This is a genomic window from Enterococcus sp. DIV1096b (genome assembly GCF_050498765.1).
In the GTDB taxonomy this organism is placed as follows: Bacteria; Bacillota; Bacilli; order Lactobacillales; family Enterococcaceae; genus Enterococcus_D; species Enterococcus_D entomosocium.
In genome coordinates, this window is record NZ_JBMHEK010000001.1 from 2,242,328 (window position 1) to 2,267,211 (window position 24,884).

Here is a 24,884-nt window from a genome sequence, read left to right on the forward strand (position 1 = left end):
GCCCTCCTTTCAATAATCGAGTTTGTTGATATAGTCAAACATTCGTGTAACGGTTAAATATGCTTCATCATCAGACCACATGTTTCGATCCAAAAAACTTCTGAGGATCGTTACCTCCCCCGATTGCGCCTGACTTTCAAAGTCGCGGACGCGATAATTGACGCCTAATTGTTGCAGTTGATTTTCTAGTTCCACCTGGTCATCCATATAGTAAGGTACGAGAACGACCGTCCCTTCAAGACGACGGTTATGAGCCCCTGTTGCTAAAAAAGTCGGGTCAAATAATGCCAAATCTGGCAGTATTTCCATGACAAAGGTCGACTCTCTATCCACAGCTAAATGAAAGGGTTCAACGCCTGTATGACCCAAGATCAGCTGGGCACCATTTTTTAAGGTGATTTGATTCCAATACGCTGGATCTTCATAATAAGAATCAAAAACCGCGGAACTGCCGGCTTCTGCTAATGCCAATCTACGAGCAGTTTTCGGCGCATCGATAAATGAAAGCCCGTGAACCTCCATTGTGGTATTGCTGCCATCCAATGTGATTCTTGACGGGTCATGGGGCACTGTGAATTGATTTTGATTCTGAAAATACGAGAAATCATCGATCGTTCCACCACTAGGCATCATCGTATTCGTCAGCATAAAATCACCATAAACAGTAATCCGTCGTTCCGTATCTTCGGTACTATGCACGATCGAGCCTTCCGTGACTGGTCCCGCATAAAAATTGCTGCTCGTCAGAACCATCGACGGCTTCATAAACGTCAAACTACCATCTGCCGCAGGGTTCTGTTTCGTGGCTTCTCGATGATAAAAATTAAAATAATTGGTATTTAATTCGCCTAACCCAGTGCCCGCATCCGGTGAATTTACGGAAACATTTAGATGGCCTTCAGCAAAGAGAACCCCTTCTTGCTCAACTCTCGAAGCCGAACTATTGGTGTTGTTGATCCATACGTTTCCAGCAAGGATATCCGTATATGCTTGTGAGAGGACCAAGCGACTGCCAGCTCGACTGCCCAAATCGATATACATTCCTAAACCGGCTTGCAAGAAGATGTCTTTGATCACGTTCAACCCGTTACTAGGCTGTCCGCCATCATTCTGGATCGCAAGCAGACTTTTTGACGAAAATTGCCCGCTTCCCTGTCCTTCCATCTGGACCCCATGATTAAAGAAAAAGGAACCATCGAAATGCAGCCAATTAAGAATCGGCTTTGTTCGAAAATCTAAAAATCTGCCGTCTTGAAAATCTTGCAGGACATTGTTGGCAAACCCGAATTGCAAGAAGTCATCCGATTCAAAAGCGAGATAATCAAACGATGGACGTACGCGTTGAAAATCGGCGACTTCAAACAATTTTCGAACCCAAGTATCGGCGGATACAGCTTGCCCTGCTGTAGAGGGTAAGTAATAGGGATAAAAAATGTTTCGCCAAATATCCAGCTGTGTTTGTCTTTGTTCGAGGTCTTCTTCTTCAAGCTGCATTTCATAGATATATTCGGCAGAAGCTGTATGTACTCGCGGTTGCCCTTCAGCCAATTGCGTCTGATCCGTGACTTGCGATTGAATTTGAATAATGATTTGAAGATTGGTTTTATCTGGCAGCATGGAGGCGGATTGGATCCATCCTTGCTCCCCACCAGATTTGGTCATTACATAAGGGGCGATCTCATTATATTCATAGTCAACGACAGAGGAGGTAAAAGAAAATTTATCATCGATGGTCTCATTCACATCGACTTCGTCCAGCACAAATCTCAATTCGTTATCTAGATGGTCTTGCCAGTCATTATTATTAGAATAGAAGCCGCCATTCTGCATGGTTCGAGTGATGAAATCATCTATTCTCAGTTTTAGCTCCTGAGAAGCGAGTTGAAAGGAATATTCGTGTACATCTTCCACTCGACGGAAGCTATCTATCGTTCGAATTTGTGAATTGACATTTCGAGCAACAAGGAAGACCAAGCCAATCATCAAAGAGGAAAGAATGATCGCCGCGAGGGCATAAATCAGCGCAAAACCAGCTTCATTTTGTCTACCATCGTCCATTCCCGGGTACCCCCCCTCTTGCTTTCTCATTGTCACGATAATTGATCGTAAATTCTCGTTTATAGATAATCTGCTTGTGGTAATCAGTGACCAGCTCCTCCATCTGCCACCAGCCAGTCAAATCATCATAATAATCCGCAAAGTTGATCGTTTCCGTGTAAAATAAAACGAAAAACTTGGTCTGGATACTGAACGTATCGCGATAATTTGGCGTATAGTGATGGGTCAACGTCGCTTCATTCTCATTTTTTTGTTGAATGATCTTTAACTTAATCGTAGGATCTTTCGTATCATAGACTCTGGCACGAATATTGTTGGTATCTGTGATATCCGTCACAACCATTCGCGGACTGCCCTCTTCCGTAATCGTTGCCCCTAAGGTTCCTTCGGGCATTGTTTTGACAATATGTTCCTCGTGGAAAAGAAGACTATCATATTTTCCTAAATACCCCGCATGTTCATAGATACCATCAATTTTGGCGATTTGGTCTGCTTGCGCCAAGATTTCATTCGCTATCCCTTGAAAGGCAGCAATTCGACCTTGACGAACAGAGGCTTGGACGATCAAAAAGAGTGTCCCAGAAAAGAGTGCAATGATGATGCCGAATATGACCATCGCCCCTAACAATTCGACAAGCGTGATTCCTTGCTCATCCTGTAATCGATGCTTCATCTGCGCCCCTCCTTTGCAACTTCCGCAAGAACAGCCAGCCCTTTCAATAGTCTACTACCCAATGCAGATACGTTTCTGTCAAAAATGCGCCCGTTTGTTTATCGAAGACCTGAATAATAAGTCCGAGCCCGAGCTGACGACGGTCGTAACTGTCTTCTCGCAGTCCATGTCTGGGGTCTTCGCGAATGGAGACCTTGACCAAATAGTTGGTGGTTTCTTCATTCTCCGACAAGTACGTTCCCATATAGAGGCGATTTTCTTCCGAATTTACCAAGGGCTGCGGCAAATGAGCGCCAGAATGATCGTATACCACCTTGCGAATAAATCGGCCCCGATTGAGATCATCTACAGCAATCGGGATTTCTTCATACATCGGTTGCCCTTGCGCATTGTATTGAATTCCTGAATTATCGAGGACCAAATGGTGTCGGCGAACTTCTGAGGGATCATCTGGATCGACCATCATCCAAGAAGGTCTAGCCGTAAAGATCCCGATATTCAAATCCGCCAAGTCTTGAGTCTGTGCCCGGTAGATTAGCCATTCCTTGACATCATCTCGTGCTGCGATGGCCTCTTCCATTCGGGTATTGTAGCTAAGGATCAGGTTGTTTTGGATGATCAGCATGGCGATCATGACCATTGCGATCCCGAGAATGACGATCGCTCCAAGGATCTCAACCAGGCTGAACCCTGATTCATCAAGTACACTATGTGCATGTCTGCCATTTTTCAGTTTTATCACCTGCTTTTTGCCTAGTCCCGATCAAAGAGAATCCTTTTCTTCTAGGTGGTTGATACTTGTATCTGGGTCAAGAAAAGATAATTTGCTAAGGGTAAACCCCCAATGAATCAGTTTATTGAAATCAGGGTAGTCAGCTAATGGGATACTTTTTTTGGCTTTGCGTGTAATGCGGATTCGTTCCCTGATGTAATGATACCTTTCTTCTTCAACCAGTCGCTGAATCTCGGCGATCCCTTTTTCAACATCAGGATCTTCGACATTCGCTTGCATGTATTGTTGGTAGAAATAATCCAAATACTTCCCGTATTGAAGAAAATAACGGTATTCAATTTCTTCAATGACCATTTTCACGTGAATCTCTCCTTGACTTATTTTCTAGCAACTTATTGAAGTGAGTGCAAATGCCGATAGATGATCGCTGTGGCACTCTCTGGCCGATCATTGTCTAACTGAAAGACCTCCTTTAGTGATTGTCGATCAGAAGCCTGAATGACTTCGACTTTTGGTAAAAGTTCGTAGGCAAGATGGCTATCGTCTGCGATACTTGTATCGATCATCACTTGTTCGATCAGTGAACGGGTGACGCCATAACCGTCTTCACTTTGATAGGATCGGTCCAAAGGAAAACTATAATAAAACCAGCCATCATCGGGATTATAGATCCAAGTATTTCGATCGATCTGACGGTAATCGCTCAAAGACCCGAATTCGATCATGATGGCTTCTGAGTCGATCTGGGCGGGACTTTCAGAGACAAAGCTGCTTAGCGTTTTCACCGATTGGGTCGGATACAAGCCAGCAGCATCGGGAAACGCACTGATCATCTCTGGCAATTGAAAGGCACTGCCTAACCCAGATTCTGTCGTCGTGTAATCAAATGACGACTGGTCAATCGTTCCCTGTTCTCCGAGATACGTGAATCCCGTAGGTTCCTCACCGGTGGAAAAGGGGCTGGCTAGCTGTGACTCCGCCCAGTTTCGAACAAAATAACGATACCCTTCAAGATAATAACTATAGGTCAAGTTGGCTGCTTCAAAGGTCCACTCAGCAACCGGATCAGCAGGATTGAGCAGCAGCAGTTCCCCACTCATTTTCTGCATGACCGGTTGTTGGTTTCGTCGAAAGGAATAGCTGAAGTGAGCTTCGACAAGGACCGGTTCTTGCCAGAGATCTGGTGGACCATCGATCAAGTCTGATGACGGTGGCTCCTCCATTTCTTCATTGCCTTCGGTGCGATCGTAGAAGTTCTCAGGATTTTCCTGTTCTTCAGCGTCTAATTCCCCCAATAACTCCTGCATCTCTTCACTATCGAAGGCATCCAAGGGAGGCGTGGGTGCCAACTCTTCGATCGTCTCATCGCTGATCCAAACCATCACTTGACCATCAAGAGCATTTCCAATGAGTTCTGGGATCTGCTGGGTCACGTTCTGATACCCTCTTGCTAAAATTTCGTTTTCATCAAAGCGAGACAGTACTGGTAATAAGTCTGGCGCATCACTCGCATCTGCCGCCTGCTCAAAAGCTGCTTCCTCACTGTCTGGCGCGATATAGCGCAGCACTTCTTCAAAACTTGCTCGGACAAAGACTGGCACTTCACTAGCGTTCATTACCCGAACGGATCGTTGGATCGTCGTCCCTGTAAGGGTCATTCGTTCCTGCCATTCTTCCAAAATCTCGATTTTTTCGAACACTTCATTTTCATCCGCTAATCGACGAATATGAATAGACTGATTATTCTGCCAAATCAAGATGCTAAGCAACAAAAGAAAGAAAAGCAGACCCGCGATACTATTTCTTAACACTATTTTTTTTTGCACCCTTGTTTCCTCTTTTCTCAAGTAATGACGGCTCTCAAGTAAAGAGATAAATGCCTAATAGAATGAATAAGGCGATCAATGATACACAGAAGATGATGGATAATATCAAGTTTTGATCAATAAAACGAAACACATCTGCTACATGGTTGATACTCATTGAGACTTCTCCAACGAAACGGTCTGCTTCGATGGCTTCTTCCCCAAATGCCTGTCCATCACCAATGACGGATAAATGATAGCCCTGCTCTTCGTCAGCCTCGATCGATAGTACTCGGCGAGCAATATAGCCGGTTCCTGAGCCATTTGTAAAGACCGCGAGCCCGTTTGGCTGTACTTGAGTGAAGGCTTGTTCTCTTAAAATGATCAAATCTTGTGTGCGTAATGCGGAGCTGTCAAGATTCGCCATCCCATTATCTGATAAACGCACCACCCGATGATTAAAAACTGTCATTTCGTTTTGATCAGTCACATATAAGCCGATAAACGTAAATAGGACAGTCATGCTACAAACCAAGAAAATCAGATAGATGATTTTCAGTACGAGATTGCCAGATTTCTTTTTGGCTGTTGGTTTCTTCGTCGCGGCTTTGCCTTTTTGCGGGGGACGTCGTTTCTGGGAAACTTCCGCTGGTTTTTTGCCGTGCTTGTGGGTCCCTTTTGATTTGGCATTAGGATGACTTGATTTTTTGATTTTCCCCTGCTCGTTGTGCTGACTTGGACGTGCTTGCTGCGGTGGACGCTTTTTCTTTTTGCGTGGTGCTTCACTGGTCGTACTGGCAGCTGCTCTTTCTTTTTGCTTGCTAGGACGCTGCTTTTCGGTCGGTAATTTGGGGCGATTCGCTGTACCAGCCGCTTTTTTTCGTTTCTTTTTCGCAGGCGCCTGTCCTGTCGGTTCTTTTTGAGGTGGCTTTTTTGGTCGTTTCTTGCCACTTGAAGGACTGGCTTGCTTGCCTTGCGCTTGAAACTTTTCGATTCGGGGATTTCTCGGTGTATCCTCTGATTGGTCTCGTTTTTTTTCACGTTTGGCAGGCTGTGGCGGACGTTTTTTTCTTCTAGGTGCTTGCGACTGATTACTCATTGGCATCTACCTCGCTGCCCGCTCGTTCCATCCCTCTTAATTGGTTTGCATAAGTATTGGCATTGGCATTTTCCTGCAAGCGATCCTTGACGGTCCGAATGGATGCTGGCAAATTCCCTGAGCCTCGACGATTTGCCGCGCTTCTTTGCAAGTCTTCAAACAAGGAACGGGTCGTCTCCGCTTCTTCCTTGCGGGCTGCTTCGATTGCTTGTGCACGTGTGCGTTCAATCTCTTCCAAAATCTCTTCGGTCGGCTCATTATCATAAATGGTTAGATCATAGGCCTCGATCAACGCATTCAGCTTTTGGTCATAATGAATATCCGTGGCATAGCGACCGGTCAACCACGCAGTTGCTTCCCGATAGGTTGGGGCATTTTCTTTCCAAACGGGGGCATAAAAGCGCGGGTTGCCTGTGATGCCTCCTCTTAGTAAGCGAGCGTAATCTTCGATGGATTCACGGTAACTTGGGTATTTACGGAAATTGGAAGAGATCGTATACCACGCACCACTTCCATCATCTTCTTGCGTATTGAAAGTCACTTTTTGCCCACGAAAGCTGCCCTTGATGCCAAAGAGATTGTGGTTTGGCGGACTGGATAAGGCACTATTTCCTGAGCCAGTCTCCAAGATGGCTTGTGCGATCATCACTGAGGCATAGAGATCATTGTTATAGGCAACATCCTGCGCGTCAGAACCAATCTCATTGATGAATTGTTGTGTCGTTAGATTACGAGAAACCGAAAATTGAAAGTTGCTTTCCCGCTCTTCTTCATCGATCGGCGATTCGGGTTCTTCAGTGATTGGATCGGGCTCTTTTTCTTTGTCCTGATTGGTTTGATTCCCATTTGATTGGTTGTTTCCGCTATTGTTGCTGCTGTTAGTATCGTTGGTTTCTTGCTCATTCGTTTCAGGTCCAGCAGGCTGATTCGGCTGTTGATCGCCTTCTGAAGGATCTGGCGTCGACGGAACGTTTTCGGCCTCTTGGTCTTCTGTTTCATCCGAGCCGCTCTCCATCTCTTCCTCGTCTGTCTGTCCCTCGTCTGCCGGTCGTTCCACATCATTTACGACTTGGACTTCCGTTCCTTTTTCGGCCTGCTCCGCTTCTTCTGGAAGGGTTTCTTTTGTTTGTTCTGGAGGAGTATCAAGTTGCTCCGTTATCCTGTCAGCTCCTTCGTAAGAGACCGGTCGGAGGGCATCCGTTATCGATTGCCCACGACTTTCTCGTTGTGCATCGATGGTTTCCATATAAGTAGATGGTTCTACACCTAAGATCGATCGAACCATGGCTTCAGAAATCGTTTGATTATTGATGATTCCGATAAATGCTCCGATCGCTAACAGACTTTTTACGTTTCTTCTGGGCTTTTTCATCTTCTTGATCCTCCTCCTTGGGGCTGTTCTTGCTGGTGCCTTTTTTTGGTCGTTCATGGTCTTTGCTTTCATTTTTCTCAAGCTGCACAAGCAGCAATTGATAATGAAAGGCATTGTTCCGCAAATACATCGTAAAACCTAGCAAAAGAGCGAGTAAAAACAAGTGACTGATAGTGACATATTCTCGAAAGGCAGAGAGATAAAAATAGGCGGTCAGCTGCAAAAATACCGCTAATGGGATCAAAGAAGCAATAAAGTAGATGCGGTATAAGAATAAGAATCGTTGTTTTTGCTTTTGGGTTCTCATAGACTGCTCCTAACGTCTGTATTGCCTTCGATCAATGCTTTTTTTTCTAATAGATAGCTTTCGCTTTGGAGAAGATCAAAGTAAGCGGCTTTTCGTAAAAGATTGTCATAGTCCATCTTCATAATGCGTGCGTAAGGTTTTCTAAACCATGGTCGCTCATACAATTTGACTCGTGATTCAATCACGCTGCATTCATAAAAAACTAAACTGATATCTTTAGCAGATAGGTTGTTGTCGACCACTTGCTGCACTTGCCCTCTCTCATAGGTCAATTCTTTTTCGTTCAACGTCATTTTTTCGATCTTTTGTACGAGATTGTCATTGATGCGCCAAACCTGTTCGAGGTATTTGGCTTTTTGAAAAAGATAGGTATATTCTCGTAAGCTGATTTTCAATTGCGTATGCCAGTTCTCGTCTTCTTCATCGGTCAAGCTGTTTAAATAGTGGATACTATTTTTGATCAAAGAGGCTTCTAAGTTTTCGATGTAGATCTCAAGCTTTTGATTGGCCAAGCGCAAGCGCTCTTTGCTTGCTCGTTCTCGTTTCGCCTCTTCCTCCAACGCTAATTCATTGGCGTTGACTTTGGACAATTGCTTGGCTTTTTTTGACTGTTTTTTTTTGCTGCTTTTTTTTCGAACTTTCTTTTTGAACTTTGGTGGCTCATCCGCACTGACCTTTTGGAACTCGAGCGTGTCTTCCAGTTCTTTTTTCATTGCATTGGTTTTGCCCTGACGTTTTTCTTCATGGACTTGCGCTTTCGGGCGACTCACAAACGTGACATTTTGTTCGTCGATCACGCTTTGTACGATTTTTACCAGTTGCTCTTTAAAGTCGTTCGCATCACTTACACCAGCGGGGGCTTGCTGCTGCAAGCTAGCATGCAACTGCATCGTAAAGGGAAACTCTTCTTCTGTGTATGCGATTGGTACAAACTCCAAAAACAAATTGCTTTTCTCATCGGACACATGATTGATGCCAATTTGCGTCCACACAAACTGAGGAAATTGCTGTTCCAAGGGAATGCGTAATTTTGAGTAATCGATTTTTTTCCGTAAGATCTCCATCTCGATATGATGGGTGAAGGCTTCGATGGAATAAAATTGCTCAAAGTAATGCGTCACTTGTTTGCGAATCGACGATTTGAGCGGCCACTTTTTTTGATAGAGGTTGTCACAGGCAGTGATTACTGATGGAAGTGCCTCTTGTTTGTAAAATAATTCCTCAAGATTTGGACTCAAGGTTGGATAGATGGCAATTTTTAAAATATCATTCGTCACATTCGTCCCAATGACCAACATTCTCATAAGAAATCAAGTCGTAGTTGTTGCCTGTGATTTCTTATACAGCATATATGGTCCTAGTGGGTTTCCCTCCTTTGTCGTGTCGCTCTCGGAAATTATTTAGCAGACCTTTTCGTCTATTCCGACTCATAACCTTCTTTTTAGTCTGGCAGATTCAACACTTTGCTATGCTGGATCAACTGCTCAAACAACCCTTTCGATTCATGATGAAACGTCGTAAGTCGTTCTTGGTATTGCTTGATCTCTTGACGGATTTTCATCACTTCCATCGATGCTTCTGAAATGATCTTGTGGGCTTCATTTTCCGCCATCTGACGTCTTCTGTCGGCTTCCAGTTCTGCTTCAGCAGCGGTTTCCCGTGCTTTTTCTTTTGCTTCGATCAAAATCGTCGCCAGCTCGTCCTTCATTTGTTCGACTTTTGCCAGCTCACGTTCCAAGTCACGCTGTAAGACATTCTTATCTGCCAATTGTTCGACTCTTGAACGTTCGAGATCCCGATATTTCGCTTCCGCTTCTTGCAAGCGCAAGTTCAACTGTTGATTTTCATTTTCAAGCGAAGTGATCCGGCGCATGCTTTCGACTTCTTTTAATTTGTAGTTTTCGATTATCGCCGCTTTTTCTTCTAAATGAATCGCTTTTTCTTCAAAAGCCTGGACTTGCTTGCTTTTTTCTTCTAATTCTTTTAGCAGTTCATCTTCTCTTTGACGCAATTGTTCGAGCTCTTCTTCTACTTCGATCAATTCGTCTTCTTGACTCGTCAACTGCTCAATTTCCTGCTCATAATTGGTTTTGAGGGCTTCTTGTTGACGTTCTGCTTCTTTTAACTGCTGCTGTAACTCGTTGTAACGCATTTGCAGCTGCTTGTTTTCATAAATGATACTTTCTTGTTGCGTCGCTTGCGAAGCCATCCGATTGATGGATTCTTGTTTGTTTTCCAATTGCTTGGTCAAATGTTCGACGGTCTTGGTCAGTTGTGAAACGGTATTTTCTAATGCCAGCAGCTCTTCTTGGGCATCATCGTCATACTCGTCTTCCTCGTATTCTTCATCCTCGTACTCATCGTCCTCGTACTCGTCGTCCTCATATTCTTCATCGTCATACTCATCGTCATCATATTCTTCATCATCGTACTCGTCTTCGTCGTACTCTTCTTCATCATATTCCTCGTCGTAGACATGAACGCCTTCGTAAGTTTCTTCATCTTTCTTTTTGCGAAATAATGCCATGTTACCCCTCCTGATTCCTCACTCATCGATGATTTGATTCGTTAACAATTTAGTGTGTCTACAAATTGGTCTGCTTGTTCGTCTGCTTTCGTGAAAAGTTGCACTTTCGCTGTTCTATCCGCGGTCGTTCTTTCAAACGAGCTGACGTTTCTGCTGTGACCTTTTGAGCAGTGATGTCCGTTTCCTTCTTGCCATCATTCGTTCAAAAAAAGAAAGCAAAAACCACCACACCCCTTGATTTCCACGACCTCCATTTATTTTGGAGGATAGAAATCAAGTCAGTGAATCGGCCTGTTTCTCAATAAAATAGCCATTAAACGAAAAGACGGCTTCCGTTCGCAGAACATCTGTTGTCTATTTGATAGTATCAAAGCAAAAACAGATTGAAAAATCAGATATTTCTTCACTTGATGAAATATCTGTCAGAGCAAGTCGGTTATCCACATGATATTGTTAAAAATTGAGCAAAATATCCTCGTATTAAGGAAACGAATGGTCTTCTTTAAACGATCTTTATCTTAAATCAACAATCACGCCTTCCTAACCGCCGATCAATCCCCTCAAAAAAAACAGCGACCTTATAAGCCAAGGTCGCTGATCGATTCTTTACCTATTATATAGTTTTACTGCTCAGTCATCTTTCATCCATTGGAAGCGATCCCTTTTCTCTCAGTTTGAAAGCCGGTTCCTGTCTACCGATCTGCAACTGTAAGTCTTTTTTCTCCCTGATGGGCTGCTTTTCTCTTGCCTTCAAAAAAAGAAAGAACCGTTTCTTGAAAATCAGTTTGCTTTAAACGAATAACTTTTTATGCATGTATAATGTCGCCATCCGATAATCATAATGGATCATCGAAAAGGCTAATAGCTCCCCATTTCTCAGATAGCTGTCATCTCGTACGATCAATGCGGGCATGCCTTCTTCTAGATGAAAGAACGCAGCTTGTTCCTGTGATAACGGTTTGCTTTGAATGAACTTGTCGATGAAGGCGACTGTCAGTTGTTTTTCTTCTGCCAAAGCTTGGAACATTGACCCCTCCATCATTGTTTCGGAGATCTCCCCTACGATTTCAGGTATATAATAGGAACGTTCAATCAAATACGGTTTGTCATCTAGCGTGCGAAACCGTTGGACTTCGATAAAGTGCTGTTCTTTCGCAAATTGTTTTTGACTTGGGAGAAACAACGCCTCTGATACTTTGACCAGTCGCTTTGAGGCTTTGACCGTTCGAATGTTTTTCTCGCCCCGGGTCAAGTCTTCATTGAAGCCAAGATCTCCTTGTTCAATGGTCGGTTTTTGGTTGTTATGAAAACGAATATACGAGCCGCGGCCTTGCATCTGGTAGATCCAGCCCATCTTGCTCAACTTATTGAGGGCTTGGCGTAACGTATAACGAGAAACTGGATAAATTGCCAAAAGCTCTCGTTCACTAGGCATCTTCCCCTGCTCATTTCCAATGTCACCAGCTTCGATCTTTCTGATCAATTCTGCTGCTAAGTCTTCAATACTGAGTTTCGTCATCTGCCTACTCCTTTCCTTGCGATTCTCTACTACTATTATCGTCTTTGGCGTAAAAAAAGCCAGCTATTTTTCATAGCCGGCTTATCAAAAAAACGGAAAGATTATGCCTTCGTTGCGTTTGCTTGTTCGTCCTTGTATAATTTGCCATCATACATTTTGATGAATGGGAACCAAATCAAGAAAGCAACGACTGCACAGATGATTGCTAAGACAAAGGCACGCCAGTCACCACCTGAACCAATAAAGCCGGATAAGCCAATTGGGGTCGGCCACGCTACTTGGGCAATCGGTGGGTTAACAAAGCCTAAGTTGATGCCAAAATAAGCAACGGACATTGAAACCATCGGTGCTAAGAAGAATGGGATCGCTGTGTACGGGTTGTATACCACTGGCATCCCGAACAAAATCGGTTCATTGATATTGAAGAAGGATGGCACGATCGCTGCTTTTCCTAAAGCACTTAACTGCGCTGATTTTGCAAAAAAGGCGATGAAAATCACCATTCCTAACGTCGCTCCTGAACCACCGATCGTTACGAAACTATTGTTAAACTCACCCGCGAAGGCAATGTTGGCACCATTTTGGTTTTCCACCATATTCGACAATACGATTGGCGTCAAGAATGAGGTCACGATCGTTGCCCCATGAATACCCACGATCCAGAGCGCATGCATGAAGAAGTAGATAACAAGTAGTCCGACCCAGGTACTGGTCAATTGCGTCACGAAACTAAAAGGAATCGCAATGACTTTGAAAATATCTGTGCCCATTGCGACTAATGCACCATTGATGACGATTACAGCTAATGAAGTCAGTGCCGTTGGGATCAATGCTGTAAAAGAGGAAGATACTCCTGTTGGCACTGTGTCAGGCATTTTGATGACAATATTGCGTTTCACACAGAATGCGTAGATTTTTACGGCAATAATCGCCATGATGATCGCTGTAAAGATCCCAGTTGTTCCTAAACGAGTCACCCCGCCAGCCATTTCCCAACCATCGATGATTTTTTGGTCATCAGAAATGACATTGACTAATGTTGCCATACCGCCTTCAAAAACTAATTGTGGCAAGCACATAAAGAACGCCATCATTGAAAGCAACGCGCCATTGACTGGGCTAAGAACGATTTTTTCTTCTTGTGCTTGGATTTTGGTGTACTCGTAACCAAACACGACACAGAAGTAAAGTGCTAAAATCCCCATCGTTGCGGTATTACCTAACATGTAAAGATTTTGGATCTTATCGAATGAAGCACTCCAAATGCCCTCTAATGCAGGGAAGCTTTGTGGCAAAACACTGATGATCAAGAACATAGATCCTACAATAGTGAAAGGAATCGACGCCATCCCGGCTGCCATGACCCCACGAACGATCCGTAATTGTGAGATTTTCCCCATTGGACCCATTAAGTAGCGGTCCAAGAAGGCAAACATTTTGTTATTTTCTGAATCCATTGACTGTTCCTCCTTGAGTTTCAAATGTAGTCAAATACGTGAAATATTTGTCGCGGTCATGCTCGATCAACCACGCTTTACGCTGGATGAACAGGCACGCGATCATGCCGACAGTAAACAAGGCAAGTAAGATGCCTCTACCCGATTGATTCAAAAAAGAAATCAATGTTGCTTGCTGTCCGATCAAAATAAATAGAATTGCAATCAGATTGACACCGAATTGGAGCCAATATCCGATTTTTGTCACCAGTAAACGATTCGATTGCTGCCAATATTTTTGAGTTTGTTCAATAAGTATAAGTCCATCAACGATCAATAAGGCAATGGGAATCAAACCAGCCCATGTCCATTGAGACAGACTCAATAGGGTCCAATAAAGATTGACAAAGAAAAAGATCGCAGTCATATAACGAAAAAGTAAAAAACGATTAAACCGCATACTTTTGTTTGCATATTCTTTCTTGGCTGCTTGGGTTACCGGTTTCCTTTTGGTCACAAGTCCTCCTCCTTTCTTTTTGCTTTCGCTCAACAACTTGTTCGAACAAGTTATATTCTAGCAGAATTCTTGTTGAATGCAACCGATTTCTTTTTGAAAGTTTCCTCTGAAAATAATCTGCTTTTTCATTTGTTATTTCTGAAAAGTTAAGCTGATCTCAAGGAACCGTGCAGATAATACTGGAATGTTCCTGATGTTTGGCTTTTGTTCGAGCAGAAAAAAAGTTGTTTTTAGCGTTACTTTTTGCAAAAAATGTTTGTTTCTGAAGGCTTTATCCCCCATGCAAGGCAACAGGTTTGTCAACTTACTAACTTTACAGTACACTCTAAGTAACAAAATAGTTGATTTCAAACATGCGTTATTTTTATTAATCGACATTGCCTGTACTCGTTCCTTAAAACGAAAGGAGATCTCCCAATGGATGTATTAGAAACTTACTTAACCAGCATTGAAGATCCAGTAAAACAAGAAAAACTGCGTGCCTTATTTGCCGCTATTACCAAGAAATTTCCTGACCTCGTTCCAGTCATTAAATGGAAACAGCCGATGTTCACCGCCCATGAAACCTTTATTATCGGTTTCAGCGTTTCAAAACCGCACTTTTCTGTCTCTCCAGAAACCAAGTGTCTTGAACAGTTTACCGATGCCATTGAAAAAGCTGGCTACAGCCATACGGATAACATTTTTCGCATCAAGTGGACTGAGCCGATCGATCAAGCATTGATTGAAGACATGATCGCTTTCAACCTGAAAGACAAAGCGGAGATGACCCGCTTTTGGCGCTGAGCCAATTGAGACTTCGTAAAAGAATAGCAACCAAAAAATCCGCAGAAGCCTGTTCGCTTCTGCGGATTTTCTGACTATTATAAGCCCAATTCTGGTGCCGGATCAAAGAATCCTGACCATAAGCTTGTTGACATCCCTAAATGTAGATGGACGCCAGTTGAATTTCCAGTCGTTCCCATACCGCCTACATATTGTCTAGCTGAGACGCTTTGTCCGACCGAGACAGCTGGCAGTGTACTAAAGTGCATGTAGTAGCTGTAAATGCCATTGGCATGTTTGATGATCACATAGTTACCAGTTGACGGACCATAGCCCGCTTCGACAACTTCGCCTGCTTGAATCGCATAGATCGGTGTTCCTGTCCCCCCGGTAAAGTCGATGCCATTATGTTGATTTCCTGATGCCCCTGTTGGATCTGTTCGATACCCAAAACGACTCGAAATATGAACCGAATCGACTGGCATTTGCCATCCACCTGTGCTTGCTTGTTCTTTTGGCTCAGTTGCTTGCTGCACAGGTGCAGGCGTAGCTGCAGGTTTTTCTGACGACACCGATGTTTCTGACGACACTGCGGCTTCCGTCTTCGGCTGTGCTGCTGTCACTGCTGCTTGTTGAACGGCAGGATTTTCAGCAGTTTTAGCTGACTCGGCTTCTGCTGCTTGCTGGCGTTTTGCTGCTTCTTCTGCTTCTTTGCGCGCTTTTGCTTCTTGTGCTTCTTGCTCAGCCAGTTGCTTCAACGCTGCTTCTCGTTGCCGTTTTGCTTCTGCTTGGTCCGCTTCCAATCGGTCTTTTTTCTCTTCTTCGGTGTTCAATGCCAAGGCAAGGTCCGCTAGTTCAACTTCTTGATTCAATTTGACATCAGCTAATTCCGCTTGTTTTCCTTGCAATGCGCTTGACTGCTCTTCGATCGCAACCAATTGTTCCTGCAACTCTTTTTCCAATTGCTGGCTCATTGCGATATCTTCTTGCTGTTGTTCGACGATGCTATTGCTGGCATTCATGATCGTTACTGAAGCAATCGCCCGTTGAATGGCTTCTCCGATGGATTCAGCATCAACGATTTTTTGGAACAACCGATTGGAAGGTTCCGACGTTTGAATGTCACGCGCTTGATTCGCCAGTACCTCTGTGCGCTTGATGATTTTTTCTTCAAGGACTTGGATCTCTTGTGCCAAGGCATTGACTTCTTCTTCCGTCGTCGTTTTCTTTTGTAGGATTGCTTGGATTTCTCCTTCAATCGATTGAATCTCTGCCTCTGTGGATCGTTTCAGTGATTCTAATGAGGTAGATTCATTTTTTATGTCATTGATTTTTTCATTTTGCTGCTGGATCTTCTGATCAAAGCTGTCTGCGGATACCGTCACGACAGGCAGCGTCAGCAAAACAAGTGAACTTGCAACCAAAAGTGTCTTTTTCATTTTTTCTCCTTAACTAGATGTGTCTTATCGCTTTCTCTAGCATACCGAAAGATTTCATTCTTGGGGCTGTTTTCACACAAATAACATCTGGCTGCAAGAAATTGACATCTAGCTGAAACAAAATTGTTAGAATATTTCAACGAAAAAGATTGCTTTTCTTCGTCATTTAACCTTCGTTACTTATCAAGCGGTTCGTCTCCTGACCAATTGCCTACAAAAGTGCCGCGATTCGCAGCAATCAGCAATATACCTATGCTATACTGAATAAAAACGGAGGTTCTCATGATACAACAAGTGACCCAATTTACTGATTCTGAATTAGAAACCATCGCCCAGATTTGGCTGCAAAGTAATTTGGATGCCCATGACTTTATTTCGGCTGCCCATTGGCAAGATAACTATGATTTTGTGAAAAAAGCCTTCTCTGATGCCCTTATTTACACCTATTCGGTGGATGATCAGCCCGTCGGCTTCATCGGGATGTTGGGTGATTATATCGCTGGTATTTTCGTTTTGAAAGACTATCGTGCCCACGGCATTGGCAAGCAGCTTTTACAAAAAGCACAAGCAGAACACGAGAAGCTGACTCTGAATGTCTACCAAAAAAATACAGCTGCTATTGCGTTTTATCTCAAAAACGGCTTTACCATCGTTTCTGAACAACTGGATTCTGATACCAATGAAATCGAAAACACCATGGAGTGGCATCGTTGATGCTGCTCTTTTTCCTATTTTTTTCTACCTGTTAGTTAACGAACCCTTTGGAAACTGTTTAATAAAAAAAAATTGACTGATCAAACATCATATTTCCCAGCAATACATATAGGACAAATATACAAAATTTGAATGAGCGACATTTTCCCCTTCGTGCAGTCCCATCTTCCCTTGGATTGGCACTGTCAAATGGTATAAAGCAGTGGATACTATGGTCATTGATGCAATGAAAGTAAACAGCCTCCTCCTAAATTTTAGGAGGAGGCTGTTTAGGATTGAATCGAACTTATACAGAAGATTCTGCTGGATACTCCCGCAAGCGATACCCGACGCCGATTTCAGTGATCAAATATTCTGGCTGCAGCGTATTGGTTTCGATTTTTTTGCGAATGTTTGAGATATTGACTCGTAAGGTTTGTGCATCCGCTGCAAAAGGTCCCCAGACTTCACTGGTCAGCGTATCGTAAGTGACGACTTTGCCTAAATTCTTGAACATTACTGCCATGATACGGTATTCGTTTTTGGTCAAATGGATCTCATTTTGATTCTTGTACAGGATTTTCTTCTCAAAATCGATCGTTAACTCCTTGTTTACGAGAATCGGGCTGCTGCTAAAGGCAGCTGACTCCTTGTGCCGCAATGCCGTGCGGATACGGGCAAATAATTCATTGGTACTGAAGGGCTTTGTTACATAATCATCGGCACCGAGGTCTAACGCTTGCACTTTGTCTTGTTCATCTTTGCGGGCAGAGATCACGATGATCGGTGTGTTCATGCGCTTACGAATGATTTTTAACAGCTCCATGCCATCAATGTCCGGTAAGCCCAGATCCAGTAAGATGAAGTCGATAGTTTCTTCCTGCAAGAGCATCAATGCCTCCATGCCTGTACCAACTGACGTAAAGTTGTAGTGTTCTCTTTGCAAGACGACCTCCATAAAATCAACGATATTCGAATCATCTTCAATCAATAAAAAATGTCGCTGCATGTTCTTCCTCCTTACTGCTTTAAATAAATACGAAAGATGGTACTGCCGGCTTTCGTTTCGATCGCCAATTTGCCTTCATGGGCATGGATGATGGTTTTAACGATACTCAGTCCGATGCCTAGTCCATTTTTGGAATCCACCGGCACTTCGGTGTCATTAGTCAAATTCGCTTGGATTTTTTGGTATTGCCCTAGGGGGATCTCCCCTTGATTCTCGATTTCAATGACCACTTCTTGCTCCTGAAAAACTCGCAAGAAAATCGGTGTATCGGCGGTTCCATGGCGTACGCCATTTTCAATCAAATTAAACAAGGCTTGTTCGATCAAGATGGGATCGACTTGGACAAAAATCAGCTGATCGGGCATCTTCACGATGATTTTTTGTTGCGGATAGACTTTTTTTAGGTGCGTTAAAACCGCTTCGATAATTTCTTCGATTGGTTCTTCACTGCGCTTGACCGCCATGTTAGTCAAATTGATGCGGGTCACCGACAGTAAGTTTTCGACCATGCGGATCAACCACTGGGATTCACTTTGGATATCTCCTAGCAGCTTTTGTTTCGTTTCCTTTTTGATCGCGCCTTCGGTTTCGCTCAATGTTTCGGCAATGCCAGAAATCGTCGTCAGTGGCGTCCGCAAGTCATGAGAAACCGCACGCAGTAGATTGCTGCGGACTTTTTCCCGTTCGTTTTCTAATTGGATCTGTTCTTTCTCACTCGCCAGAGAGACTTGCTCCAACACGGTAGCAATTTGGGTGATCACAAGGCGCAAGTAATTCAATTGACTATTGGCCAACTGATGCTCCTCGTTGCGTTCTACCCCAAGGGCGCCTAGTGGTTTGCCGTTTAAAACGATCGGCAAGTAAAATCCATTGGCACCAATCAGAGTATCTGTGCCGCGACCGGCTTCTTTTTGATTTTTCACGACCCAAAAAGCGACGGCTTTCTCATCCTTGCCAGTCAGTTGAGACAGTGTTTCTCTTGAAGAATGCAGACTTCTCAAGTGGCCTTCTCTGTCATATAACGCCACTTCTCGCTGGAGTAAGCGTGCCAAATAGGTGGTCGTACTTTCATAGATTTCTTGCTCATTCCGCGTTTCCATGTATTGTTTGTTCAGTTCATACAATATCTCCATTTGATGCTCTTTTTCCTTGGCATTTTCTGCTTGGGTCTTCAATCGAACCATCAAGTTACTGATCATCAAGGCAACGATCAGCATAATCACTAATGTGATTGGATAACCTGCTTTATAGACCGTCAAGGAATACAAGGGTTCGACAAAGAACCAGTTGTAAGAAAGGACACTAATAATTGATGCCATGGCACTCCATAGATAGCCACTCGTGTAACGGGCCACTAAGAGAACAAAAAAGATGTAGACCAGCATCAAGTTCTGCTCGCCGAAATGCAGATACTGCATGCCTTCTGTCACTAAGGTGGCGAGCATGATCAGCCCAAAGGTCAAGGTGAAATCTCGACCGCCGCCTTCAAATAATTGCGAAAACGTCAGCCGTGGTCGCTGCATTTTTTCTTTAAAAGGAATCAAATGGATCTCAATGTCATCAAGGCGCCGAATCAAGCGGTCTTCTAAATCCTCGACAAACAATTTTTGAAACCACTTTTGAGAAACCTGTTTCCCCATGATAATGTCACTGGCACCCGTCATTTTGGCATACTCTACGATGGTTTCAAAACTGTCATCCGCTTCAATGTTGATGACTTCTGCACCCAAACGCTCTGCCAACGGCACTTCGGTAGGTGTATCATCTAACGATCGAACTTGGATGACCGTCCATTCGGCACCGACTCCTTGGGCTAAGCGAGCGGTCCAACGAATGCATTTTTCTGCCATTTTCGGCAAGCGATCATCAATGATGGTCAAAAGCTTGCTTTGAACTCGTTTTCGACCGCCGTTCATTTGATTGATATGATTGGAAGCTTTTTGGATCGCTAATCCCCGCAGATGATCAAGTTTTTCTGGCGTAAAAAAATTTTTTAGCGCTCGTTTGGCATTTTCATCAGCATAGATTTTTCCTTGTTCCAATCGATCGATCAGTTCGTCTGGTTCAACATCCACTACCCGCAAACTGGCGTGTTGGAAAAAGGTGTCAGGCACCGTTTCTCTGACTTCCACTTCCGTGACCTTTTCCACGATGTCATTCAGACTTTCGATATGCTGGACATTGATGGTCGTATAGACAGTGATTCCTGCATGCAAAAGTTCATCAACATCTTGGTAACGTTTTTTGTTTCGCGCACCAATGGGATTGGTATGTGCTAACTCATCGATCAAGACGATATCTGGTTTTAGTTGGATCAGTCGATCGATATCCGGCTCATATAGGGTCAATTGCTTGTGCTGGTATTGCTTTAATGGTACTTGTGGTAACCCTTCAAGCAATCGATTGGTATCAGGACGTTTGTGGGGTTCGATATAGCCGATCACCACATTTTTGCCCATGAGCAAACACTCATGGGCTTCGGTTAACATCGTATAGGTTTTTCCGACACCGGCAGCAAAACCGAAAAACACCCGTAGTTTGCCACGTTTAGGTCCAAAGCCGGCTTGCAGCAGCATCTCTTCTGGGATTGTCTGCTGGTTGTTTTCACTCATAGATGCTTCCCCCTATTCTTCGGGTAATTGATCGAGCTGCTGATTCAAGGTCATGATATTGACATATTCTCTCGTGGAGAACAGATCAGCTACTTTATTTCTGTTTATTATATCATGAATTGTTTGTTCATCGATGCCTCTTGTGTCAGCGATCCGCGGCAGTTGAAAAAGTGCCGCTTCGACACTGATATCAGGATCAACGCCACTACCCGAAGCGGTCACGAGATCGATCGGCACACTGGTTTGGGTTGGGTTTTCTGCCAGTAACGCCGCTGTCCGCTCAGCTACAGTCTTTTTTTGGGTCGGATCATAGGGCGACAATTGTGAAACAGTTTGATCACGGCCTTGGAAGTAACCTGCTTGGTCAAAGGGTTGCGCAAGCAGCTCAGACCCTTTGACCTCTCCACCTTCCACGATTTGACTGCCATTGGCTTGATGGGCAAAAAAGACTTGTCCGACACCGGTGACCAACAATGTATAGAGACCGCCAAATAGCACGGTACTAAATAGTAAAAATTTGATACTGGCAAAGAGGGTGTTCTTCATCATGTTTTCCTCCTAAATGACTCTTTGACTCTGATGGACTTCTCTTATAGTAGAACAGCTGACAAAAGCAAATCTACTAGCTTGATACAAATGAATGGTGCGATGATGCCGCCTAGGCCGTAGACGACAAGATTGTGCCGCAGCATTTGGCTGGCTGGTTTTTCTTGGTATTTGACCCCTTTTAACGCCAGAGGGATCAAGGCGATGATCACGACTGCATTGTAAATGACTGCGGACAAAATCGCCGTCAAGGGACTACCAAGATTCATGATATTCAGCGCTGCAAGTTCTGGATAAATCGCATAAAACAGGACAGGGATCACTGCGAAATATTTGGCGATATCATTCGCGATACTAAAGGTCGTCAATGCCCCACGGGTCATCAGCAGCTGTTTACCGATCTGCACCACTTGCAGTAATTTGGTTGGGCTGGAATCAAGGTCGATCATATTGCCCGCTTCTTTGGCTGCTTGTGTACCAGTGTTCATCGCCATTGCCACATCGGCTTGGGCGAGTGCGGGTGCATCGTTGGTTCCATCCCCCGTCATCGCCACCAAATGCCCTTTTTCCTGATATTCGCGAATCAGGTTCATTTTGTTTTCTGGTGTTGCTTCGGCTAAGAAATCATCGACGCCCGCTTCGGCGGCAATAGCAGCTGCCGTCAAGGGGTTGTCCCCGGTGATCATGATCGTCTTGATGCCCATCTTTCGCATGTCGGCAAATTTTTCTTTGACGCCGTTTTTCACGATGTCTTTTAAATAAACGACCCCGAGTACCTGGCCATTTTTCACTACGACCAATGGGGTTCCACCAGCTTTAGCGACTTTTTCCACGATCTCGTCACATGCAGTGGGATAGGTCTGCCCTTTTGCCGTCACATATTGCTTGATCGTATCAGCAGCTCCTTTACGGATCTCATCACCACGATAGTCGATCCCAGACATCCGGGTTTTGGCACTAAAATCGATCCAATGGACATCAGCTTGCTGAAATACCCGTTCACGAATATTGAAGGCTTCTTTGGCTAAAATTACGATACTGCGTCCTTCTGCCGTTTCATCGGCAAAAGATGCCAACTGCGCTGCATCTGCTAACTCTTTGGCGGTGACCCCCGGTACCGGTAAGAACTCGCTGGCACGGCGGTTTCCCAGAGTAATGGTTCCTGTTTTATCCAGCAGCAAAACATCCACATCTCCTGCAGCTTCAATCGCGCGTCCACTCATGGCGATGACGTTTTCTTTGGTCAAACGGCTCATTCCAGCGATCCCAATCGAGGAAATCAAGGCGCCGATCGTGGTTGGTGCGAGACAAATCAGTAAAGCGATCACGATCACACTGGAAATCGCCATTCCCCGACCAGATAACTGACTGCTAAAATCAGTAAAGGGAATCAATGTGATGGAAACAGCCAAGAAGATGATGGTCAGTGTCACTAAGAACAGCTGCAAGCCAATCTCATTGGGTGTTTTTTTCCGCTGTGTCCCCTCCACCATCGCAATCATCTTATCCAAAAAAGAATGACCATTTTCAGCGGTCACTTTAATGACCAAGTAATCGGAAACGACTAAGGTTCCTCCCGTGACTGCACTACGGTCGCCACCAGATTCACGAATGACAGGTGCTGATTCTCCTGTGATGGCACTTTCGTCCACCGAAGCAGCACCTTCCACGACATCCCCATCGGCAGGAATTTGTTCGCCAGAAGGAACATAAACCAAGTCGCCTTTTTTCAAATCGGAGGAACGGACTTCGATAAAAGCCTCTTTGGCGACATCTTCCAAGGACATGACTTTGTAGGTCATGATGTCTTTTTTGGCTTGCTTCAAACTATCCGCTTGTGCTTTGCCGCGCCCTTCTGCTACTGCTTCGGCAAAATTGGCAAACAATATAGTCAACCATAAGAAGACGGTCACACTGATGCTAAACCACAACGGGACCGTTTGTTCTTGAAAACATAAAATCGTTGTCAAGATCGCCCCTAGGTAAACCACAAACATCACGGGGTTTTTGATTTGTTGGCGAGGGTCCAATTTCTTAAAGGATTCGCCGATCGCCCATTGATAGATTTTTTTCATTTTTTCTCTCTCCTATTTCGTTGTAAAAAAGTCTGCGATTGGTCCTAAAGCCATCGCTGGTAAAAAGCTCAGTGCACCGATCACGATGATCACAATGATTAGCATCGTGACAAAGACTGGACTCATGGTTGATAAGGTTCCTTCATTACGAACGGTTTTCTTTTTGGCACCCATGTTTTCTGCCAGATACAAGATGGCTGCGATGGGAACGAAACGTGAAACGAACATCAAGATACTACCCAAACTATTCAGGAAAACAGTATCTGCGGTCAAGCCGCCAAAGGCACTCCCGTTGTTGTTGCTGAACGAAGTTGCTGCATACAACAGTTCGCTAAAGCCATGGGCGCCTTGGTTGGTTAGCCAGCTCATGATGTCAGGATGCAAGGTCATCAACATAGCCCCGAAAAGCGTCAGTAGCAATGGCGTCAAAATAACGATACTCGTCATTTTAATGTCAAAGGCTTCGATTTTTTTGCCGATATATTCTGGTGTTCGTCCCACGAGTAAACCAGCGATAAAGACCGTCAATAATAGAAAAGCGATCATGCCATAAAGTCCGCTACCGACACCGCCAAAGATGATTTCCCCCAGCTGCATCAAGAACATTGGGATCGCACCCCCGAGTGGTGTGAAACTATCCAGCATGGCATTGACTGATCCACTGGAAGCGGCGGTGGTACTCACTGCCCAGAGACTCGACCAACCGATACCGAAACGTACTTCTTTGCCTTCTAGGTTGGCATTCCCAAGCACTTGACTGAATTGCGGCCCATAAGCTTCACTGATCACTACGCCAATAAAGGCCAGGATCAAAAAGACGGTTGCGGTGATCAAGATCGTACGTCCTTGTTTCCACTCTTTGATCCAAAAGCCAAAGGCAAAAATCACAGCAGCTGGCAGCAACAAGATCGCTAAGTTTTCTAAAAAATTACTGAACATCGTTGGGTTTTCAAATGGATGGGCGGCGTTGGCGCCAAAAAAACCGCCGCCGTTGGTCCCTAATTGCTTGATGGCGATTTGACTCGCTACCGGCCCGAGCGCCATCCAAAAGGATTTCCCTTCAAATCCATTGACTTCCACGCCGCTGCTCAACGTTTGAACGACGCCTTGAGACAGGAGCAAGATCGCTAAAATCAATGAGAGTGGTAAAAGGATATACAGTAAGGAACGGGTGATGTCTTGCCAAAAATTCCCTACCGTTCGTTTTTGTTTTTGCTGCAGCCCACGAATCAAGGCACACAGTACAGCTAGTCCTACTGCCGCAGATAAGAAATTTTGCACCGTTAATCCTAATGCTTGGGAAAGATTGGTCAGTGCTTCTTCCCCAGCGTAAGCTTGCCAGTTCGTGTTCGTCACAAAACTGACGGCTGTGTTCAATGCTAAGTCAAAGGACAAATTCTCAACGGCCGCCCCTTGCGGTAACCAGTGCTGGACCATCAATAATCCGGTCAATCCGATGATGGAAAAGACGCTGACGGCCAAGACTGAAAATAGATAAGTTTTGGCGGTCATTTCTTTTTTGCTGACCGAACCAATCACTCGATAGGTCAACCGTTCAATGGGTTGAATAAAGCGGACAAACCGCGGTGTTTTTCCTTGCATGATTTCTTTGATATACCAGCCCAAAGGAACCGCTACTGCTAGTAAGATCAGTAAAAATAAAAAGCCTTGCACAAAATAGCTACTCATCGTTCTCCCC

The 24,884-nt window shown here is 44.3% G+C and carries 21 protein-coding genes; 2 read left to right on the forward strand and 19 right to left on the reverse strand.

Annotated elements, in window-relative coordinates; genetic code table 11:
- Nucleotides 1–9: 9 nt before the first annotated feature.
- From IGJ17_RS10685 to IGJ17_RS10745, 13 genes are all read right to left on the reverse strand, one after another.
- Nucleotides 10–2,058, reverse strand: coding sequence for a type II secretion system protein (locus IGJ17_RS10685; protein WP_429961360.1), 2,049 nt, complete (start codon nt 2,056–2,058; stop codon nt 10–12).
- Nucleotides 2,045–2,731: a PulJ/GspJ family protein gene (locus tag IGJ17_RS10690; RefSeq protein ID WP_016613462.1), complete on the reverse strand. Its 687-nt coding sequence runs from the start codon at nt 2,729–2,731 to the stop codon at nt 2,045–2,047. The genes IGJ17_RS10685 and IGJ17_RS10690 overlap by 14 nt, the downstream gene beginning before the upstream one ends.
- Before the next feature lie 43 nt (nt 2,732–2,774).
- Nucleotides 2,775–3,473, reverse strand: coding sequence for a type IV pilus modification PilV family protein (locus IGJ17_RS10695; protein ID WP_244732034.1), 699 nt, complete (start codon nt 3,471–3,473; stop codon nt 2,775–2,777).
- Between the two features lie 21 nt (nt 3,474–3,494).
- Nucleotides 3,495–3,818 carry a hypothetical protein gene (locus tag IGJ17_RS10700; protein ID WP_218213115.1) on the reverse strand — a complete coding sequence of 108 codons (324 nt, stop codon included), beginning with the start codon at nt 3,816–3,818 and terminating at the stop codon, nt 3,495–3,497.
- A gap of 38 nt (nt 3,819–3,856) precedes the next feature.
- Complete coding sequence (locus IGJ17_RS10705) at nt 3,857–5,311, reverse strand: hypothetical protein (RefSeq protein ID WP_429961361.1); 1,455 nt, start codon at nt 5,309–5,311, stop codon at nt 3,857–3,859.
- Between the two features lie 13 nt (nt 5,312–5,324).
- Nucleotides 5,325–6,368: a hypothetical protein gene (locus IGJ17_RS10710; protein WP_139960146.1), complete on the reverse strand. Its 1,044-nt coding sequence runs from the start codon at nt 6,366–6,368 to the stop codon at nt 5,325–5,327.
- The gene (locus IGJ17_RS10715) at nt 6,361–7,740 is read right to left on the reverse strand and encodes a glucosaminidase domain-containing protein (protein WP_005235093.1); all 1,380 of its coding nucleotides are present in this window, start codon (nt 7,738–7,740) and stop codon (nt 6,361–6,363) included. The genes IGJ17_RS10710 and IGJ17_RS10715 overlap by 8 nt, the downstream gene beginning before the upstream one ends.
- On the reverse strand, nt 7,673–8,047 hold the full coding sequence (locus IGJ17_RS10720) for a hypothetical protein (protein ID WP_005235091.1): 375 nt from the start codon (nt 8,045–8,047) through the stop codon (nt 7,673–7,675). Before IGJ17_RS10720 ends, IGJ17_RS10715 begins: the two co-directional genes overlap by 68 nt.
- Nucleotides 8,044–9,351, reverse strand: a complete 1,308-nt coding sequence (locus IGJ17_RS10725; RefSeq protein WP_101699187.1) for a hypothetical protein — start codon at nt 9,349–9,351, stop codon at nt 8,044–8,046. Before IGJ17_RS10725 ends, IGJ17_RS10720 begins: the two co-directional genes overlap by 4 nt.
- Nucleotides 9,352–9,488: 137 nt before the next feature.
- A complete protein-coding gene (locus IGJ17_RS10730; protein WP_086316329.1) occupies nt 9,489–10,574 on the reverse strand; it encodes a DivIVA domain-containing protein in 1,086 nt (361 codons plus the stop codon).
- A 790-nt stretch (nt 10,575–11,364) separates the two neighbouring features.
- Entirely contained in the window at nt 11,365–12,093 is a 729-nt protein-coding gene (locus IGJ17_RS10735; RefSeq protein WP_429961362.1) for a GntR family transcriptional regulator, read from the reverse strand.
- A 101-nt stretch (nt 12,094–12,194) separates the two neighbouring features.
- On the reverse strand, nt 12,195–13,550 hold the full coding sequence (celB, locus tag IGJ17_RS10740) for a PTS cellobiose transporter subunit IIC (protein ID WP_086316330.1): 1,356 nt from the start codon (nt 13,548–13,550) through the stop codon (nt 12,195–12,197).
- Nucleotides 13,534–14,046, reverse strand: a complete 513-nt coding sequence (locus IGJ17_RS10745) for a hypothetical protein (RefSeq protein ID WP_429961363.1) — start codon at nt 14,044–14,046, stop codon at nt 13,534–13,536. Before IGJ17_RS10745 ends, celB begins: the two co-directional genes overlap by 17 nt.
- A 417-nt stretch (nt 14,047–14,463) precedes the next feature.
- On the opposite strand from IGJ17_RS10745, the gene IGJ17_RS10750 reads away from it, so the two are divergent.
- The gene (locus tag IGJ17_RS10750; RefSeq protein ID WP_373192201.1) at nt 14,464–14,832 is read left to right on the forward strand and encodes an iron chaperone; all 369 of its coding nucleotides are present in this window, start codon (nt 14,464–14,466) and stop codon (nt 14,830–14,832) included.
- A gap of 77 nt (nt 14,833–14,909) precedes the next feature.
- Here the strand turns inward: IGJ17_RS10750 and IGJ17_RS10755 are convergent, their stop codons facing one another.
- Complete coding sequence (locus IGJ17_RS10755; protein WP_139960141.1) at nt 14,910–16,250, reverse strand: peptidoglycan DD-metalloendopeptidase family protein; 1,341 nt, start codon at nt 16,248–16,250, stop codon at nt 14,910–14,912.
- Between the two features lie 282 nt (nt 16,251–16,532).
- Here IGJ17_RS10755 and IGJ17_RS10760 point away from each other — a divergent pair, with 282 nt between their 5' ends.
- Nucleotides 16,533–16,964 carry a GNAT family N-acetyltransferase gene (locus IGJ17_RS10760; RefSeq protein ID WP_016613476.1) on the forward strand — a complete coding sequence of 144 codons (432 nt, stop codon included), beginning with the start codon at nt 16,533–16,535 and terminating at the stop codon, nt 16,962–16,964.
- A gap of 286 nt (nt 16,965–17,250) precedes the next feature.
- On the opposite strand, the gene IGJ17_RS10765 is transcribed toward IGJ17_RS10760, so the two are convergent.
- The 5 genes from IGJ17_RS10765 to kdpA are packed head-to-tail and all read right to left on the reverse strand — an operon-like array spanning nt 17,251 to nt 24,874.
- Nucleotides 17,251–17,952 carry a response regulator transcription factor gene (locus tag IGJ17_RS10765; RefSeq protein ID WP_016613477.1) on the reverse strand — a complete coding sequence of 234 codons (702 nt, stop codon included), beginning with the start codon at nt 17,950–17,952 and terminating at the stop codon, nt 17,251–17,253.
- 11 nt (nt 17,953–17,963) lie between these two features.
- On the reverse strand, nt 17,964–20,564 hold the full coding sequence (locus IGJ17_RS10770; protein WP_429961364.1) for a DUF4118 domain-containing protein: 2,601 nt from the start codon (nt 20,562–20,564) through the stop codon (nt 17,964–17,966).
- Between the two features lie 12 nt (nt 20,565–20,576).
- A complete protein-coding gene (locus tag IGJ17_RS10775; protein WP_008378732.1) occupies nt 20,577–21,113 on the reverse strand; it encodes a potassium-transporting ATPase subunit C in 537 nt (178 codons plus the stop codon).
- Between the two features lie 41 nt (nt 21,114–21,154).
- On the reverse strand, nt 21,155–23,185 hold the full coding sequence (kdpB, locus tag IGJ17_RS10780; RefSeq protein ID WP_016620534.1) for a potassium-transporting ATPase subunit KdpB: 2,031 nt from the start codon (nt 23,183–23,185) through the stop codon (nt 21,155–21,157).
- Between the two features lie 12 nt (nt 23,186–23,197).
- Complete coding sequence (kdpA, locus tag IGJ17_RS10785) at nt 23,198–24,874, reverse strand: potassium-transporting ATPase subunit KdpA (RefSeq protein ID WP_429961365.1); 1,677 nt, start codon at nt 24,872–24,874, stop codon at nt 23,198–23,200.
- Nucleotides 24,875–24,884 lie beyond the last annotated feature (10 nt).

Coding starts and splice junctions, on each gene's coding strand:
- kdpA (WP_429961365.1), bottom strand. CDS start 24,874: ATGAGTAGCTATTTTGTGCAAGGCTTTTTATTTTTACTGATCTTACTA.
- IGJ17_RS10685 (WP_429961360.1), bottom strand. CDS start 2,058: ATGGACGATGGTAGACAAAATGAAGCTGGTTTTGCGCTGATTTATGCC.
- IGJ17_RS10710 (WP_139960146.1), bottom strand. CDS start 6,368: ATGAGTAATCAGTCGCAAGCACCTAGAAGAAAAAAACGTCCGCCACAG.
- IGJ17_RS10760 (WP_016613476.1), top strand. CDS start 16,533: ATGATACAACAAGTGACCCAATTTACTGATTCTGAATTAGAAACCATC.
- IGJ17_RS10775 (WP_008378732.1), bottom strand. CDS start 21,113: ATGATGAAGAACACCCTCTTTGCCAGTATCAAATTTTTACTATTTAGT.
- IGJ17_RS10765 (WP_016613477.1), bottom strand. CDS start 17,952: ATGCAGCGACATTTTTTATTGATTGAAGATGATTCGAATATCGTTGAT.
- IGJ17_RS10690 (WP_016613462.1), bottom strand. CDS start 2,731: ATGAAGCATCGATTACAGGATGAGCAAGGAATCACGCTTGTCGAATTG.
- IGJ17_RS10755 (WP_139960141.1), bottom strand. CDS start 16,250: ATGAAAAAGACACTTTTGGTTGCAAGTTCACTTGTTTTGCTGACGCTG.
- IGJ17_RS10735 (WP_429961362.1), bottom strand. CDS start 12,093: ATGACGAAACTCAGTATTGAAGACTTAGCAGCAGAATTGATCAGAAAG.
- IGJ17_RS10720 (WP_005235091.1), bottom strand. CDS start 8,047: ATGAGAACCCAAAAGCAAAAACAACGATTCTTATTCTTATACCGCATC.
- kdpB (WP_016620534.1), bottom strand. CDS start 23,185: ATGAAAAAAATCTATCAATGGGCGATCGGCGAATCCTTTAAGAAATTG.
- IGJ17_RS10730 (WP_086316329.1), bottom strand. CDS start 10,574: ATGGCATTATTTCGCAAAAAGAAAGATGAAGAAACTTACGAAGGCGTT.
- IGJ17_RS10770 (WP_429961364.1), bottom strand. CDS start 20,564: ATGAGTGAAAACAACCAGCAGACAATCCCAGAAGAGATGCTGCTGCAA.
- IGJ17_RS10725 (WP_101699187.1), bottom strand. CDS start 9,351: ATGAGAATGTTGGTCATTGGGACGAATGTGACGAATGATATTTTAAAA.
- celB (WP_086316330.1), bottom strand. CDS start 13,550: ATGGATTCAGAAAATAACAAAATGTTTGCCTTCTTGGACCGCTACTTA.
- IGJ17_RS10715 (WP_005235093.1), bottom strand. CDS start 7,740: ATGAAAAAGCCCAGAAGAAACGTAAAAAGTCTGTTAGCGATCGGAGCA.
- IGJ17_RS10700 (WP_218213115.1), bottom strand. CDS start 3,818: ATGGTCATTGAAGAAATTGAATACCGTTATTTTCTTCAATACGGGAAG.
- IGJ17_RS10750 (WP_373192201.1), top strand. CDS start 14,464: ATGGATGTATTAGAAACTTACTTAACCAGCATTGAAGATCCAGTAAAA.